15 protein-coding genes and 2 pseudogenes are annotated in these 15,457 nt (G+C 57.8%); 2 read left to right on the forward strand and 15 right to left on the reverse strand.

The genetic code is table 11. From position 1 onward, the window contains the following. Nucleotides 1-99: 99 nt before the first annotated feature. The 3 genes and pseudogenes from BJ928_RS37925 to BJ928_RS37940 form a co-directional block, all read right to left on the reverse strand. Nucleotides 100-591: pseudogene (locus BJ928_RS37925) on the reverse strand (ParB/RepB/Spo0J family partition protein); the annotation flags it as partial. Nucleotides 592-919: 328 nt separating this feature from the next. Beyond that, nucleotides 920-1,237: a hypothetical protein gene (locus BJ928_RS37935; protein ID WP_047637134.1), complete on the reverse strand. Its 318-nt coding sequence runs from the start codon at nt 1,235-1,237 to the stop codon at nt 920-922. A gap of 294 nt (nt 1,238-1,531) precedes the next feature. Further along, entirely contained in the window at nt 1,532-2,356 is an 825-nt protein-coding gene (locus tag BJ928_RS37940) for a helix-turn-helix transcriptional regulator (protein ID WP_047637132.1), read from the reverse strand. Between the two features lie 73 nt (nt 2,357-2,429). On the opposite strand from BJ928_RS37940, the gene BJ928_RS37945 reads away from it, so the two are divergent. Then, nucleotides 2,430-3,365, forward strand: coding sequence for an NmrA family NAD(P)-binding protein (locus BJ928_RS37945; RefSeq protein ID WP_047637131.1), 936 nt, complete (start codon nt 2,430-2,432; stop codon nt 3,363-3,365). Nucleotides 3,366-3,848: 483 nt separating this feature from the next. On the opposite strand, the gene BJ928_RS37950 is transcribed toward BJ928_RS37945, so the two are convergent. From BJ928_RS37950 to BJ928_RS37975, 6 genes are all read right to left on the reverse strand, one after another. Then, on the reverse strand, nt 3,849-4,841 hold the full coding sequence (locus BJ928_RS37950; protein WP_047637128.1) for a PAS domain S-box protein: 993 nt from the start codon (nt 4,839-4,841) through the stop codon (nt 3,849-3,851). 138 nt (nt 4,842-4,979) lie between these two features. Next, the gene (locus tag BJ928_RS37955) at nt 4,980-5,255 is read right to left on the reverse strand and encodes a hypothetical protein (RefSeq protein ID WP_120296861.1); all 276 of its coding nucleotides are present in this window, start codon (nt 5,253-5,255) and stop codon (nt 4,980-4,982) included. 94 nt (nt 5,256-5,349) lie between these two features. Further along, entirely contained in the window at nt 5,350-5,730 is a 381-nt protein-coding gene (locus BJ928_RS37960; RefSeq protein ID WP_047637125.1) for a DUF6481 family protein, read from the reverse strand. A 34-nt stretch (nt 5,731-5,764) separates the two neighbouring features. Continuing rightward, entirely contained in the window at nt 5,765-5,989 is a 225-nt protein-coding gene (locus tag BJ928_RS37965) for a hypothetical protein (protein ID WP_047637124.1), read from the reverse strand. 124 nt (nt 5,990-6,113) lie between these two features. Then, entirely contained in the window at nt 6,114-6,323 is a 210-nt protein-coding gene (locus tag BJ928_RS37970; RefSeq protein WP_025662430.1) for a cold-shock protein, read from the reverse strand. Nucleotides 6,324-6,747: 424 nt separating this feature from the next. After that, complete coding sequence (locus BJ928_RS37975; protein WP_047637121.1) at nt 6,748-6,945, reverse strand: hypothetical protein; 198 nt, start codon at nt 6,943-6,945, stop codon at nt 6,748-6,750. Between the two features lie 454 nt (nt 6,946-7,399). On the opposite strand from BJ928_RS37975, the pseudogene BJ928_RS37980 reads away from it, so the two are divergent. Further along, nucleotides 7,400-8,121: pseudogene (locus tag BJ928_RS37980) on the forward strand (IS6 family transposase). A 104-nt stretch (nt 8,122-8,225) separates the two neighbouring features. Here BJ928_RS37980 and ugpC read toward each other — a convergent pair. From ugpC to BJ928_RS38010, 6 genes are all read right to left on the reverse strand, one after another. Then, nucleotides 8,226-9,296: a sn-glycerol-3-phosphate ABC transporter ATP-binding protein UgpC gene (gene ugpC / locus BJ928_RS37985; protein WP_047637120.1), complete on the reverse strand. Its 1,071-nt coding sequence runs from the start codon at nt 9,294-9,296 to the stop codon at nt 8,226-8,228. A gap of 2 nt (nt 9,297-9,298) precedes the next feature. After that, a complete protein-coding gene (locus tag BJ928_RS37990; protein ID WP_082012075.1) occupies nt 9,299-11,008 on the reverse strand; it encodes a GH32 C-terminal domain-containing protein in 1,710 nt (569 codons plus the stop codon). 20 nt (nt 11,009-11,028) lie between these two features. Beyond that, nucleotides 11,029-11,895, reverse strand: a complete 867-nt coding sequence (locus BJ928_RS37995; protein ID WP_047637119.1) for a carbohydrate ABC transporter permease — start codon at nt 11,893-11,895, stop codon at nt 11,029-11,031. 2 nt (nt 11,896-11,897) lie between these two features. Then, nucleotides 11,898-12,821, reverse strand: a complete 924-nt coding sequence (locus BJ928_RS38000; protein ID WP_047637118.1) for a sugar ABC transporter permease — start codon at nt 12,819-12,821, stop codon at nt 11,898-11,900. A gap of 129 nt (nt 12,822-12,950) precedes the next feature. Next, a complete protein-coding gene (locus BJ928_RS38005; protein ID WP_047637117.1) occupies nt 12,951-14,195 on the reverse strand; it encodes an extracellular solute-binding protein in 1,245 nt (414 codons plus the stop codon). A gap of 87 nt (nt 14,196-14,282) precedes the next feature. Next, nucleotides 14,283-15,296, reverse strand: coding sequence for a LacI family DNA-binding transcriptional regulator (locus BJ928_RS38010; protein ID WP_047637116.1), 1,014 nt, complete (start codon nt 15,294-15,296; stop codon nt 14,283-14,285). Between the last annotated feature and the right edge of the window lie 161 nt (nt 15,297-15,457).

Genomic DNA, 15,457 nt, shown 5'->3' on the forward strand with positions numbered 1-15,457 from the left:
GGGAGGAAAGCGATGGCGCTTGTAACTGACCGGGCTCTTGCTCATCACAGCGAAATAGCCGCAAACCCTTCAGCCCAAGTTAACCTGACATCACCTAATCCGCAGCTGCTGCTCGGACGGCATGTCGCCCAGCGCCATCTGTTCGAGCATGGCCGGCAGGACATTGGCGAGCAGACGCAGCTTGCGGATCTGGCGGACGGGAAGCGCGAGGGCGACCGCGATCGCTTCCTCGGTCCAGCCGAGAGCAACGAGACGCTCGATGCCCCGCCACTGGTCGACCGGGTTGAGTGGCTCGCGAACCGAGTTCTCGACCATCGAGCGCATGGCGCCATTGTCGTTGGCTGCATCGACGACCAGAATTTCGATCTCTTCAAGCCCGGCGGCGATGGCAAGGCGCACGCGGCGATGCCCGGCGTCGATGATATAGCCGTTTCCGCCATCGGTTTCGGGGGCAACGACCGGCGGCTGGACGATGCCGACGGCCTTGATCGTTGCCAGCATCAACGCATCGGCCTGCGGCGAGGATTTCGATTGGCGCATCCGGTCAGGGTTTTCCTTCAGTGCACGCGGGTCAACCTTCATGATCTGCATGATGTCTTTCCTTTCGGGAGAGTTCCGGGCCGGCGCCTTGCCAGCCCTTCCTGTCTTCATCTTTTCTCGAAGACACCTCCCGGACCGCCGAGCGGCCGGACTGCGGCAACTGCGGCCGAGCATCCCTGCTGGGAAGTTCAAGCGGGGCTGCCAGCCCTGCGAAGAACAAGCGGCCGGGATGGCGCAGGCGGCGGTTGAGCGACAACGGCGGCAGGAGGACCGATCTGCGACGGGTTCATCCCTCCCTCTTTTCAGTCTTCACTTATCAATTCGAAGCTGGGCGCGAAGATAATTGGATGCGGCAGCAGCCGTACGTCGCGAGGATCGCCTAAGCTCGCCGCCCAAGAAGGGCCAGCGCGTCAGCCATCATACGCTTCAAGATGACTTTCCTGCTTTCCGGTGCGGCAGAAGCAGCTTTAGGGATAGCAACGGTAGAAGGCGATGGATTGATGGTTTCGGAAGGTGAGACCGGAAGCGGCTGTTCGACCAGTGCGGCGACAACGACGTGCGTGACCGTTGTCTCATCCGATTTAACCGCGACAGTGACCTGTCCTCCGGAACGGAGGCGGTCGACGCCCGTTTGGGCGGCCTCCTGCTCGTCTTGAGCTTCGACCAGCGATGTCTGCGTCACCAGAAAAAACGGCATATGTTCCCACGCAATGTTTGAGTGCAGATCTCATCCGCCAAGCGGGTGCGGTCAAGATGCAGCACCGGATTTGCGGTCGCCTCCGAAATAAAAAGGCGCTCGACCCGTGAGGGGAGCGCCTTCTTCTGTATCCCGGGACTATGTCAAACGCCGCGGCGATTGCAGCGAGCAGGACATCGTCTCATCGGGAAGTGATGATCAGATATTGTTGACGAAGAGCAATTTCAAGTCGTGATCTGGGGTCAGAGCCGATCGATTGAGCCAGAGCTGCCGAGACTTCAGATGGGCAACGTGTCACGCGCGCTCGGCGCTCAAGAGCCGATCGGCAAAGTAGCGCGATGGCGTGGTCCCAAGCGCCTTCTTGAACATGACGATGAAAGCCGTGGTGGAGTCGTACCCTAAGCCGCCTGCTACCTGTTGGACTGTTGCACCGCCAGCAAGTTGCCGCAGGGCGATGACCAGATGTAGCTGACGCCGCCAACGGCCAAAGCTCAATCCCGTCTCTTGGACCATAAGCCGCTTCAACGTTCGCTCACTGATGGCGACATGCTCGGCCCATTCGCCGAGCGTGCGCCGGTCGCTCGGGTTTGCCAAAAGCGCCGCAGCGATCAAGGCAATCTTTGGATGGCCGGATACAGGTAGCTCCAGCCTCTCCCGCGGCATCAGCGCGAGCTCATCGAGCATAACCCGCATCAGGCGATCGACATGCGCGTCGCCCGCACCGCTTTCTGGTAAGTCCGCTATCCGGTGGATCATTTCCCGAAGCATCGGCGATACCGAAAGCGTGCAGCACTCATCCGGAAGCTCCGCCGCTCCAGGCTCGACAAACAAGTATGTCAGACGAGCATTGGACGTGACCTGATTGCTGTGCGGAACGCCGCCGGGTACCCAAAGCCCACAGTCGGGTGGAACGACCCAGACCCCGCTTTCCGCTGTGCATGTCACCGCGCCATGGAGCGCCAGGATCAGTTGACCCTGCGGGTGCTGATGCTGATGCCCCTCGGCTTCATAGTCGGCGAAGTCCACTCTGAACGCCATCGCCGGCCCATGCGAGAGGCTCAGATCTATGGCAGTGCTGCAGGTTGGCTTCATCAACGGTTGGCCTGATTTCGAGATCATATGGCATTATCTCCACTTTTTCCCACCAGGCAATCCTGTAAGAATCGGCTCAGCAAACTGTAGGAGATGAGCCATGCGTATTGCCGTGGTTGGGGCGACCGGCAGGATCGGTGTTAGACTGACCGAGAACCTCTTGGCCAAAGGCCATTCCGTCAAAGCTCTTTCGAGAGGAGGGCCCGCCCTCGATGCACTTGTCGCGAAGGGCGCAGAACCTTTCGTCGGTAGTTTCGATACAGAGGATGGTGAGCTCGGCAGGTTCTTCGAAGACGTGGACGCTGCGTTCCTGATGGTCAAAACCCTTTGGCAGGCGGAGGACTTTCATGGGCATTACCCTGCGGTAGCCCTTCGATTCTTTGATGCGCTTCGGGATTCGCCGGTGAAACTGGCCGTAAGCCTGACCGCTATGGGATCGGAGGTCAGTGGAAACACCGGCCATTTCCAGGGCTTCCATATCCTGGACCAGATCCTCAACCGGTTACGCGACATCAATCTGGTGCACCTGCAGGGTGGCTGGTTCATGGAGGACCTGGGGAGGTGGGCGGATGCGATTGCGCAGCACGATAGAATCGGCTTTACGCTTGCTCCCGATGTCAAAGCGCCTTGGGTTTCTATCCAGGACATCGCGGATCTCGCGGCGCAGGAGTTCGACACGCCAACGGACCAGCACCGATCCGTAAAGCAACTGGGCATCGATTACACGATGACCGAGATCGCCGCGATTATCGGCCGGGCAATCGGTAGAGAGGTGGACTATCGCTTTGTCGATCCGAGCGATCCCGAGGTCGAAACGGTATTCCGGGAGAAGTTCGGAACGCTCGATCGTTGGGTCTATGACAAGAACACCGCGGCGGCTCTTAACGATGGGCGGGTCAAGTTCCACGATGATCGTCCGGCGCTGACCACCACAATGGAAGACTTCGTCAAGGACAGCCTCAGACCGCTGATCGAGAGGGCGCGGACGGAAGGCCTCAAACCGGAGACCTTCCTGACGTGGAGCTCGCGAAGATAACGCTGCGTTAGATCTCGACGAAGAACAAAAAAATGGGCCTGCGAGAAACCGCGGCCCATGAAGTGTGGAGATCTAAATTTACCATCGATAGTCTGGCCGAGGTGCTGTCGAGGCCCGCGATAAGCGTTTGATCGTCCCCTGCCAAACGGCCTGCCGACCGACAATGGAGTTTGGCAGGTCGCCGGTACCTGAGATCGAAAAAAGCCTGCAAGCGCGTGCTCTTCCGAAGCAAGGGTCAGGGTCAGGCTTTGTCGACGACCTTTTAGACGGCGTCTTTAGCATCGCCCTTTGCGTTGACGATAAAATTCCTGAACACATGCCCGCCACAGGATTCGGCAACTCCGACGACAATGAAATATTACCGAAAAAAGGCAGCAACGACGAGGCCGCCGGGGCGTCAATCGACGCCGGGATCGGAAGCCGCCGAACCGTCCCCGGAATAGTATGCCGCCGATTCCATCGGGGAGGGACACGAACCGCCTGTCAAAGCGAAACTGACGAACCCAACCCGATCTGGATGCGTGCTAGCGGCGCCTTCAGCTTCCAGACGATCAACCCGTCGGAAAAGCTCCATTTCGCCTGGCCGGACAAAGCGGATGGCACCAGTTTCGAAAGGACCAGAGCTCCGAAGCCCCCTTCTTGCGCCAGTAAATCGGCATAAGCCACTGTCGGCTCAGACCAGACGAGCTTCAGCATGTCCACGCCGTCGTCGCTCGACAGCCCCCACGTCACGGATATGCCGCCAGCTTCCGTGAGCCCGTAGCGCATCGCATTCGTGATCAGTTCGTGGAAGGCCATGCCGAGATTAAGGACGGCATTGGCGTCAAGGGTGATTTCCGGGCCGATGACCCGGACCGGGTGGAGAGCCCTAAACGACTCGACTTGGTGAGCGACGAGATCGGCAAGCCTCACTCCCGCCCAATCGACCTGCGACAGCAGATCATGTGAATGAGACAGCGCCATGATTCGTTCGCGGATCCGCTTCTCAAATTCCTCGATCGAGCGGGAACGTGTCGCCGTCTGCCGGATAACGGCAAGGACGACGGCATACTGATTTTTAACGCGATGATTGATCTCCCGCATCAAGAGGCGAAGCCGGCGATCGCTTTCGCGCGTCTCCGAGATGTCCCGGGCAATGCTCGATGCCCCGACGAGCTTGCCGGCCCGGCTCTTGATCGGGGAAATCGTGATCGAAATCGGGACCATTCGCCCGTCTCGATGGCGCCGGGTCGTCTGGAACGGCTCGATCCGCTCCCCCAGCTTCAGCCGACGTAAGATATTGGTTTCTTCGTCTCGTTTGTCGTCGGGTATGATCATGTAGATGGGCTGTCCGACCGCTTCGTTTTCCGCATAGCCGAACATACGTTCGGCTGCCTTATTCCAGCTTACGATCGTGCCGCAAAGATCCTTACTGATGATCGCGTCGAAAGAAGACTCGACGATGGCTGCGAGGCGTTCTGCGCTGTGTTCATCCATGCCCGACTGCTCGGCTTTCACTGTAACGTTGGAGTGATTTAGGCAGGCGTCTGACAGATCAACCTCGCAGACCTTAAGAAAGTTCGAGCAGAGCGCGCCTGAGCCGCAGACTGACGCTCCGATCAGCGTTTCCCGCTGTCAGGCACGGTCATAGGTGAAGGACGTCAAGAGCGTCGTCACGAAATTGCTGGCCCTTTCCTTGACCAGCATCTCCGTCCACTCATCAGTGCCGCGAAGCCTCAAATCCGTGTAGATACTGTCGACCGCAGCTTCTTCGATCCGCTTTATATGCGTGTTAAATGACGCCTCGCCGCCGGCATGATACATGTCACGGATGACCATGCGCAGGATTTCCTGAATCGCAATTTGCCATGCGGTGTTGATTGCCTGTAGTTCGTTCGGGTCCATTGCCATGGTTGTCTCCTCGAGACTGAATAAATTCGGCCGTGACGGCGTCACGCCCTGATCTATTCCACAGACCCATCCAAAGAAGGCGGGTCCTTGGATACTAAGCCTGCCGGGCCTTGCGGGCGGCGTAACGTCTGTCGCGTTCGGTTTTGCGGGCGGCCTCGTCTTGAACAACCCGTGATATCCGGGCATTTTCGGCCGACTGGCGCGCCTCGATCTCGGCTGCGGCAGCGGCCTCTGTGGCTACCTGCTCTTCAGCCGCGAGCGTCTCGAGCCGAGTCCGCTCCTCCAGCTTCAGTCTTTGACGTTCCGCACGGCGGGCTTCGCGAGCTTCAACAAGTGAGATGCGCTCGGCCTGCCTGGAGGCTTGAATTGGCTCAGCCGCCGTCTTCGCAGCTCGGTAGGCATTGAGAAGAGCCGCCTTGGCGACCGCAGCAGCTAAGCGGCGGTCGGTGAGTTCGTTATTTCGAGCATGTTTCAAATTTTTATCCTGATATTAGTCGTCCGGGGGACGATCAGCTGGACTTCGATCGCTTGGCAAGCAGCGCAGATGTTGCTGATATCCGGTCAGCTTGCTCCTTGGCGAGGCGCGCTTCGCGCAGCCTGAATGTCTTGGCTTCACGGGCCTGAGCTACAGATTCAAGCTCTTCCGCCGCATTGTTCTTGGCGAAGAACTCCGTCTGGAGATTGCCGAAGGCGGTCTCTGCCTGTTGGCGCGATTTGCTATATGTCTCTGTCATTAAATTTCCTCGATGCTGGCTATGACACCAAAACGAAAAAGGCCAGGCGAACTGCCTGGCCTCAAACTGATAATTGCTTCCGGCGATGCCAGTACATCCGTGGTCAAAGGGAAGCCAATATCAATTAAGCAGCCTGAAGATTGGTGGCCGACATCTTGCCCGACTTCATGTCGCGCTCGAGCTCGAAGCCGATCTTCTGGCCTTCGACGAGTTCGCGCATACCGGCGCGCTCGACTGCCGAGATATGAACGAAGGCGTCAGCGCCGCCGTTGTCAGGCTGGATGAAGCCGAAGCCCTTGGTGGAATTGAACCATTTTACTGTGCCAGTGGTCATGATGAACCCTTTCAAAGCATAGAGTGACGAACTGCGGAGCGGATGCCACGCAGGTAAAGACCGACTATTTTTGAGAGGGAAGTTCGCTTAGAGCACGGTGCCAATCGCGCGGTAGACAAAGCTCGGCAAGCAAAAGATCGATGAGGCACCTATAGAGTAGCGGAGCAACCGCGTCAACGCTTAGTTTTCTCGATACCATTATTTCTATTACTGGTTGTCATGGCAGTCTGAGTTGCGCGATCAGCCGCCGCTGGCGGCGGCGGTATTCGAATGTCCCCGACAAACAAAAGCTTGCGGCCGATACAGGCAAATCAGCGGTCGTAATGGGAGCGTTTCCTCTGAACCTGTACCTGTAGGCATCTGGAAAGAGCGTTGCGCCACCGCAATTACTGCCTCACTATCAGGAAAGCAGGACTGAGCGGATTCAAAACCGAGGGCGGAGATTGGCTGGCACTAGCGCATCTCCTTTTGGGAGGGCATTGGCATAAGCAGCAGCTTCTCCAGAGTACGGAAAATCGTCACCCAGCTGTAAAGTGCCATCGTAGACCTTGAAGATCGGTCCATCGACTTCAACAATTTTATAGCCGTTCACGACCTCGAATTTTGGTGTCTTCCAGCCCATGCGGAGCTTCTCCTAATTAAACTCAGCCGGCGTATCGGATGGGCAGCATTTCCGTGTAGCAGTTTTTGCCGTCAGATGCCGATGATTTGAAGCAGTCAAAGGCTACTGAGATCTTGAGGGCGCCTCCACAGAAAAAGGCCCGCTGGATAGCGGGCCTTTCGTTTTTAAGCAGGATCGACGTCAAGCTTTGTCGACAACATTCTTGACAGCTGTTGGTTTCCACGCGGAACTGAGCCGGCTCAGTTCTGCGTGGAAACCAACATCCTGAGGTTGCGCCGGCGGACTTTGCAGCGACTTTTGGCCCGTGGTCAGCGGCGTAGATGACTGCGACCCCAAAAATCCTTTCTGTTTTGATCCGGGCTTCGAGCACTTCGTAATAAGTTTGCTCCACGCAGAACACGACAGGGCATCGTAACGTTAAGCGGGCATTGGTGAAAATATGGGGTCTGGCTGCATGACCAGACTTGCCCGAGATCCTCTTTATCGTCGCCATCGATTTCCGGCAGAAGTGATTGCCCATGCGGTATGGCTCTATTTCCGGTTTCCGCTCAGCCTGCGCATGGTCGAGGATATGCTGGCAGCCCGTGGCGTCATCGTCTCTCACCAGACTGTGAGATTGTGGGCGGAGAAATTCGGCAGGCAGGTCGCCAATGATATCCGAAGGCGATCAGCCGGTCGGCTCGGTGACACATGGTACCTCGACGAGGTCGTCATCACCATTGGGGGAAGAAACACTGGCTCTGGCGCGCCGTGGATCAGGATGGATTCGTCCTCGATGTTCTGGTCCAAAGTCGCCGCGATGCCAGGGCTGCAAAGCGGTTGATGCGCAAGCTTCTGAAAGGGCAAGGCCGTTCGCCCCGCGTCATGATCACCGATAAGCTCCGCTCCTACGGTGCGGCGAAGCGCCAGGTCATGCCCGGCGTCGAACATCGCTCGCACAAAGGCCTCAACAACCGAGCAGAAAACTCCCATCAACCGATCCGACGGAGGGAAAAGATCATGAAGCGCTTCAAGTCAGCCCGACAGCTTCAGCGCTTCGTTTCGATCCACGACCCGATCGCCAACCTCTTCCGAACTCCCCGCCACGACATTCCATCTCATCATTATCGCGAGCTGCGAGAGGCCGCGAGCGGATGTGGAGCGAGATCGCCCATCTTCAGGTGGCGTGATCCCTGACCGGGTGGCCTTATCTTAACCGTCGGCCGATAAGTTTACAGTGCCCTTCGTGAGGTTGAGCTTGAGGAAGACGTGTATCGGAACTCGCTCCGACATGGCAGTTCCTATCGCATACGAAGTCCCGAGGAATCGAAGAGCCGCAAGTCCGCTGCCGAGAATTGCAGGTCAAACCGATCGCCCGAGCGGACCTCTCGCTCATCCCCCAATTGGGCCGTCAACGCTTGCCCGAAGGCCGTGCGGGCATATGCAAAGGTTGTGGTACCCAGATGCTCAACGACATCGACCGTCACCGACAAAGTCAAGTTGGCGGCGTCACGCCCCTTCAGATGTTCGGGACGAATTCCAACAGTGATCTTTTGCCCAACGGTCAGTTCGTTCGAAAGGCTGGGAATGGCCAGTTCCGTAGCGTCTGGCAAGCGCACTGCGCACGGTCCGCTTGCTTCCGCAGACATGAAGTTCATCTTCGGTGACCCGATGAAGCCTGCAACGAACAGATTGTCAGGGTCGTCGTAAAGATGCAGCGGCGCGCCCACTTGTTCTATCCGCCCTGCGCGCAATACCACGATCTTGTCGGCGAGCGTCATCGCCTCCGTCTGATCATGGGTGACGTAGATCATTGTGTTACCCAGTTCCATGTGAAGCTTGGCTATTTCGACACGCATCGACACACGCAGCTCCGCATCGAGATTCGAGAGCGGCTCGTCAAAGAGAAAGACCTTGGGATTGCGTACGATCGCCCGACCGATGGCGACGCGTTGGCGTTGGCCGCCGGAAAGCTGGCTCGGTTTGCGGCTGAGAAGATGGGTCAGTTGCAGGATCTCGGCAGCGGCCGAGATGCGGCGCTTTATCTCGCTCTTTTTCTGGCCAGCCATTTTCAGGCTGAACCCCATATTGTCCTCAACCGTCATGTGGGGATAGAGCGCATAGGACTGAAAGACCATGGCGATGCCGCGCTGCACGGGATCGACGGCGTTAACAATCTCCCCATCGATGACGAGGTCTCCACGCGAAACGTTTTCAAGTCCCGCGATCATGCGCAGTAACGTCGATTTGCCGCAGCCGGATGGTCCGACGAGCACGCAGAATTCGCCATGCTCGATTGTCAGGTTGACATCCTTTATGATGTCGACCTGGCCGAACGATTTGTGCATATGCTTGAGTTCGACCTTAGCCATGACTATCTCCCCCTCGTCACTGTATTTTCATCATAGTGAATGAAGTTCCGCGCCGGACGCAGCTTGTACGCACGAAACGTGCCATGTGAGCCGCGCTCGAATGCGATGCTGATTGCACCGACTGGCACGGCGCTATCGAAACGTTTGGTGCAGCAGTGGGCACCCCCATCCGCATAGACCTCGATGAGACCGCGATCGACCAGGATCCGCAGATCATTGATCCGACCCGTTTGTCGCAGATAGCGGGGGGACGGCTGGTTCGCCATTTGAAAATGCAGCTCCATCTCCCGGCCATCATAGCTCAGACGTAGAGTGCAATCGGGATGGACGAACGCTATATCGAAGGGCGCGCCGTCTATCCCGTCCAGGATGAGGTCGGCGAGACCCTCCTGAAGATCGAGCGTCATGGACGATGTCAGACTGCCTTCGGCGAGAATGCCGTCGTGAAGTTCGTCGACCGCCGCGTCCGGCGGGGTCAGCAGACGCTCGCCATCGAAGAAGGCACGGCGCGGGAAGGTCATTGCGCTTGGAAAATCATGCCCCTTGATGACGTCAAACCAATTGGCCGCCCAGGCAATGGCAATGGGCCCATCGGAATGCTCAATCGCCTGGAATGCGTAGGCGTCGGTGCCGAAATCCAGCTCGAAACGACGCGTATCCACCAGACGGTCACCCTCCAGACGTCCAACGACACCATAGGAAAGATGGGGACGCAGTATCTCCTTGTTGCGCACTCCAATTATGCCGAAGATAAGCAAATGCAGTCCCTCGCCCGCTCCTGTCAGCGGCACAAGGGCGGGGCATTCCAGCGGCAAACCGCCGCCCACCCTTTCTCGATGGAATATGCCGACGTAGCGCCAATTGGACGCTGCGTCCGGCGCATCAGACTCGTAGAGAAAGACAACGCCGCAATCTTCTTGCGCTCCGCCGAGAAGCAACTTCCACTTATTGTCTGCGCCTTTGAAGACATAGGCATCGCGATTGTCGCGAGCGATGTTCGGTTCAGGCGGACGGTCCTCGATAATCGTTACGGCCTGCTCGGCGGTGATCCAATCGCGGCTCACGGCGGTCTTCTGCCATTCCCAACAGGGTAACCGGTCATCGTCGCGGTCGGTGTAGAAGACGCGTAGCGAGCCGTCCGACATCGGCACCGCCGATCCGGAAAAGATGCCCCCTACCCGCCGCCTGTCGGCAAGCAGATCGCTGTCGGGATTCAAGAAGATGGGATAATGTACCCAATCAATCAGATTGTCGGTCGCAGCATGGCCCCAGTGCATTGCATTCCACCGCTGCGCGTGAGGATAGCTTTGGTAAAAGAGATGCAGTCGATCGCCTTGCATCGACATGCCATTCGGATCGTTCATCCAGCCGAACGGCGGCTTGAGATGGCAAAGAAAGCGGTCCGCAGAAAACGCATTGCGCGCCGTCGTGAAGAGAACGGTAATGCCGTCGTCCACCACGGTCTCGCGATCATAGACATAGGCAAGAGAAACCTCTGTACCGGCGACATCCCACTGCACCGTCGCAGGGCCTTGAATATCGGCCATATGGAGTTGGAAATCATGGGTGGGGCCGCCCTCAAGCTGGCGGGCTCCACCCGCCAAGATGACCGTTACGGAGGATTTGGCCGCGCTGTCACGAGCGCCGGAGGTCGGACGCTGCCATAGATGCAACGTCAGAGGCCCATTGCGGGTGATGTCTAGACTGGTCATGAATGATGTACTCCGAGAGTTCAGCCCTTGACCGCCGAGCCGATCATGGAAGCCACGAACCAGCGCTGGAAGAGCAAATAAAAGACGAGGACCGGCACCATCATCATCACCGAGGCGGCAAACGCGGTGTTCCAGTAGATGGTGTCGTGCCCGAAATAGGAGGCGATGCCGACCGAGATCGGGCGCGCCCAGTTGGTCTGCGTGACCATCAGCGGCCACAGATACTGGTTCCACGACTCGATGCCTTGCAGAATGGCGACGGTAGCAAGTGCCGGAGCACTCATCGGCAGATAGACACGCCAATAGATCGAGAATGGGCGGGCGCCATCGACAACGGCTGCGCTGTAGATATCTTCCGGAATCTGCACAAAGAACTGATAGAGTAGAAAGATGTAGAGCGGACTTGCGATCGAAGGCAGGATCAGTGCCGCGAAGCTGTCGGCAAGACCCAGCCGGGTGACGATGGTGAGCAACGGGAGAACGATGGATTCCTGCGGAACGATATAAAGGCCGATCAAGGCAGTAAGAATGATTGCCCTTCCGGGCAGACGGCCACGCGCCAACACGAATGCCGCCATCGTGTTGAAGACCAGCCCGACCGAAACTGTAATCGCCAGAATGATGATCGAGTTGAGGAGATAGCGCGCCATAGGTACCGCGCCCGAGAAGGTGGCGATTTCCGAATAGTTGGCGAGGGACGGCGCACTCACCCAAAAGGCGCGAAAGCTTCCCATATCCGAAAGGATCTGGAAACGATCTGGTTTCAGCGAGCCAACGAAAAGCGCGACGAGTGGCGACACGATCACCAGGGCGACGAGTGCGACGCAAACGATCTGTATAAACTTCATCCGGTCGGAGGAGGTGTCGGCAGAGGATTGGGCGATCATGGCTAACCTCTCGTCACATAGCGTTGAAGAAGGGAGATGATGAGGACGATCACGAACAACAGGATGGACACGGCCGCGCCATAACCCAGTCGCTGGTTCACGAAGCCTGCGGTGAACATGTACTGCACGACGGTATCGGTGGTGCCGCGCGGACCACCCTGCGTCAGTATGTTGACCTGCACGAACAGCTTGAACGCCTGGATGGTGGTGATGATGAGGACGAACACATTCGTCTGGCGCAAGCCGGGCAGCGTGACATGCCTGAACCGGTTCCATGCGTTTGCGCCATCCAGTTGCGCCGCCTCGTAGAGCGAGGCCGGGATATTCTGAAGCCCTGCCAAGTACACGACCATCTGAAAGCCGTAGGCTTGCCAGGCGGAAAGCAGCACGATTGAAAGCATCGCCCAACGGGGATCTCCCAGCCAATCGATCGGCTGCGCGTAACCGAAGCTGAGCAGATGCACGACCTGGTTGAGCGGGCCGTTGGGATATTGAAAGAGGGTCCCCCAAACCGTACAGACCACAGCTATGGACGTGATAGCCGGCAGAAAGAAGACGCCGCGGAAGGCATTCCGAAAGGGAAGTTTCTGATTAAGCAGAAGCGCCAACGCCAATGCCAGCCCGCATTGTACGGGTAGGACCATCACGGTGAAGCGGAAGACATTCCAAACCGCGTTCCAAAAATCACCATCGGCAAGGACGTTCTGGAAATTATCGAGGCCGACGAATTTCGTCGGAACCGGCCGCGGGATCAGCCTCTCATTGGTCAGCGCTAGACGGAAGGAGCTTAGGAACGGCAACAGCAGGAAGACAATCACGAGAATGCAGGCAGGAGCCAGCATCGCCAGTTCCTGGATGTTGCCACCATGGCGACGCCAGAATCCAGGTTGGAGCCTGCGCGCGCTGGGCTGGGAAAGAGTGGGCATTCGACGTTTCCGATCTTTGGATGCTTTTTGGAGATGACCAGCAAAGGCTTATGCCGCCGGGTAGTCCCCGGATCCGCTTTGGCTCCTTAAGGCGCCGAGATCCGGGAGAACCACCACGGGAGCGGGCGATCAATTGCCAAAGGGCGGATAGCCGCTGTTGTCCTCGATGTCGTCGTCGATCTTCTTGGCTGCCTTGGACAATTCGGTCTTGGCGTCGGCGCCGTCGAAAATGTTGGTCATGGCCACCTGGAACGCCAGGGTGATTGTCGGGTAACCCGGATGTGGCGGACGCGGAACCGCACTTTTGCCCGCCTGTTCGTAAGCCACCGCCATCGCGCCCTTCGCAGCGTAGAGTGGCGATTCCGCGGCAAAGCTCTTCAGGCCTGGGAAGGAAGAGTGTTCGGCGTAAACCTTGCGGTACGCCTTGTCGGCCAGCATGAATGTGAGGAACTTCCCGGCCATTGCAGGATCGCTTGCGGTCTTTGAAATCGCATAGATCCAGGTTCCGTTCGGGCTGGCGCTCTTTGCGCCAAATTTGGGAAGGGGCAGGACAACAAGATCATCTCCCATCGCGGCGTGGGCGTCGGCATAGAGCCAGTGACCACCCCACGCGAGCCCCGCCATGCGGTCCTTGGCATAAAACTGGTTCTGGCCGGCCGATTGCGGCACGACCCAGCCCTTCTTTACCCAGGACGCCATTTCCTGCGTGATGGCGACGCAGGCGTCGATGTCCAGCGTGCCCTTCGCCTTCCAGGCTTTGCGATCGATGAGATCGCATCCGGCCGAAACAAGGGCCGGTTCATAGGCATAGGTGATCCACTCTGTCTTCGTGCCGTAGGCTCGGAACAGATCTATCGGCCATTTCACACCGCTGTCGGCAAGCTTCTGCAGCGCGCTCTCGAACTCGTCTTTCGTCCAGGCATCCTCTACTGAGGCAGGTATGCGGATCTTCAAATTTTCGAGCTGTTTGCGGCTCGCGTAGAGAGCTACAGTCGAGTCGCTGAGGCCAGTCGCGTAAAGCTTTCCATCGACCGGGTACGTGCCTTGCGAGATGTTTGACGCCGTCATATCCGCGATAATACTGTCATCGACCAGCCCCTTGATAGGCTGTAGATAACCCGACCAGACGTAGTTTGCGAGGAAAGGGGCATCTAGTTCCATGATGTCCGGCAGCGCCTTGGCGCTGACCATGGCACCGAACTTCTCGTTATAAGCATCATGTGGCGTATTGATCAGTTCCACCGAAACGCCTGGATTCGCCGCCTCGAAGCGCTTGGCCACATCGGTGATCGCAGTCACTTCATAGGGATCGCCCTGAAACATCAGCTTGAGCGACGCGGCATGCGCCGCAAGCGACCAGCCGAAAGCCAGCATAGTAGCGCTGGCAAGGGTCACCGATCTGCGTAAACGTTTACCTTTAGACATTGAGTTATCCTCCCTTGGTTTGAAGACGTTATGAATTCAAACGGATCCCCGTTCGACAATGCGGAATGGTATGCGCACCAAGCCCTGTGGGGCCGGCGTCTTCCCGGTGATAATGTCCCCGGCGAGCCGCCCGATCTCCCGATGGGGAAGCGCCATCGTGGTCAGTGGCGGATCGAGCCGACTGGCGATATCGACATGATTGTCAAAACTGATAATAGCCACGTCATCCGGAATGGTGTGCCCCAGCCTGCGCAGGCCGTTATAGACCTCCATCGCCACGCGATCGTTGCCGCAGATGACAGCGTCTGGATGGCGGGCGCCGCCGAACCAGGAATTGATCGTCGGCTGCACCAGACTGCGAGCACCGCCCGAATAGAGCGCCCCCCGCGTCGCCGGTTTCACCCATCCCTCATCAACTCTTGCGCCATCTTCCTCCATCGCGCGGCGGAAGCCCTTTTCGCGGAGATTTCCGGCAATTAGACCGGGCAAGTTGAAATAGGCGATATTGCGCCGAGCCTTCTGCAGAAGAAGGCGGGCAGCCTCATAGCCGGCCGCCTCCTCGTCCGGAACCAGTGAGGGAATTTCGCCGTGGACATCGAAGCAGTTCATCATCAACGCGATCTGGGTGCGCACGGCGCGAGGAAGGTCGATCGGCTGGTGATACATACTCGCATAGACCATATGCTGTGGTAATAGTCGCCGCAGATCGGCGATACCCTTCTCGACCTCGCTGCCGTCCTTGATACTGGTCACGATCACGGCCAGCTCCTGTGCGCGAAGCAAGTTGTCGAACTGACGCAGGATTTCGGTAGCAAATGGTTGAGTGATAAGGCCGTCGGCAAGCATTCCGACGATCGGCATTACACCCGTGCGCATACCACGAGCAACCTCGTTGGGTCTATATCCCAACTCCTCGGCCAGCAGACGTACACGCTCGCGCGTATCGTCGGACATGCGGATGTTGCTGTCGTTCAGCGCACCCGATACCGTTTTTACGGAAAGGCAAAGCCTGTCAGCTATATCACGCAAAGATACCGATTTGGGAGGCATCCCGATTGGCTTCCGTTGTTGGGTTAACGTTTACCCATCTAACAAAACCTTCAGCACTCGTCAAGCGGGTGATGTCAGGTTAACTTGGGCTGAAGGGTTTGCGGCTATTTCGCTGTGATGAGCAAGAGCCCGGTCAGTTACAAGCGCCATCGCTTTCCTCC

The organism is Rhizobium sp. WW_1, from assembly GCF_003610155.1.
GTDB lineage: Bacteria > Pseudomonadota > Alphaproteobacteria > Rhizobiales > Rhizobiaceae > Rhizobium > Rhizobium tropici_A.

Excerpts from the sequence above, each read along its gene's own strand:
- BJ928_RS37950 (WP_047637128.1), bottom strand. The coding sequence starts at position 4,841 with ATGGATGAACACAGCGCAGAACGCCTCGCAGCCATCGTCGAGTCTTCT.
- BJ928_RS37945 (WP_047637131.1), top strand. The coding sequence starts at position 2,430 with ATGCGTATTGCCGTGGTTGGGGCGACCGGCAGGATCGGTGTTAGACTG.
- BJ928_RS38000 (WP_047637118.1), bottom strand. The coding sequence starts at position 12,821 with ATGCCCACTCTTTCCCAGCCCAGCGCGCGCAGGCTCCAACCTGGATTC.
- ugpC (WP_047637120.1), bottom strand. The coding sequence starts at position 9,296 with ATGGCTAAGGTCGAACTCAAGCATATGCACAAATCGTTCGGCCAGGTC.
- BJ928_RS38005 (WP_047637117.1), bottom strand. The coding sequence starts at position 14,195 with ATGCTGGCTTTCGGCTGGTCGCTTGCGGCGCATGCCGCGTCGCTCAAG.
- BJ928_RS37975 (WP_047637121.1), bottom strand. The coding sequence starts at position 6,945 with ATGGGCTGGAAGACACCAAAATTCGAGGTCGTGAACGGCTATAAAATT.
- BJ928_RS37995 (WP_047637119.1), bottom strand. The coding sequence starts at position 11,895 with ATGATCGCCCAATCCTCTGCCGACACCTCCTCCGACCGGATGAAGTTT.
- BJ928_RS37965 (WP_047637124.1), bottom strand. The coding sequence starts at position 5,989 with ATGACAGAGACATATAGCAAATCGCGCCAACAGGCAGAGACCGCCTTC.
- BJ928_RS37940 (WP_047637132.1), bottom strand. The coding sequence starts at position 2,356 with ATGATCTCGAAATCAGGCCAACCGTTGATGAAGCCAACCTGCAGCACT.
- BJ928_RS37970 (WP_025662430.1), bottom strand. The coding sequence starts at position 6,323 with ATGACCACTGGCACAGTAAAATGGTTCAATTCCACCAAGGGCTTCGGC.
- BJ928_RS37990 (WP_082012075.1), bottom strand. The coding sequence starts at position 11,008 with ATGACCAGTCTAGACATCACCCGCAATGGGCCTCTGACGTTGCATCTA.
- BJ928_RS37935 (WP_047637134.1), bottom strand. The coding sequence starts at position 1,237 with ATGCCGTTTTTTCTGGTGACGCAGACATCGCTGGTCGAAGCTCAAGAC.
- BJ928_RS38010 (WP_047637116.1), bottom strand. The coding sequence starts at position 15,296 with ATGCCTCCCAAATCGGTATCTTTGCGTGATATAGCTGACAGGCTTTGC.
- BJ928_RS37955 (WP_120296861.1), bottom strand. The coding sequence starts at position 5,255 with ATGGCAATGGACCCGAACGAACTACAGGCAATCAACACCGCATGGCAA.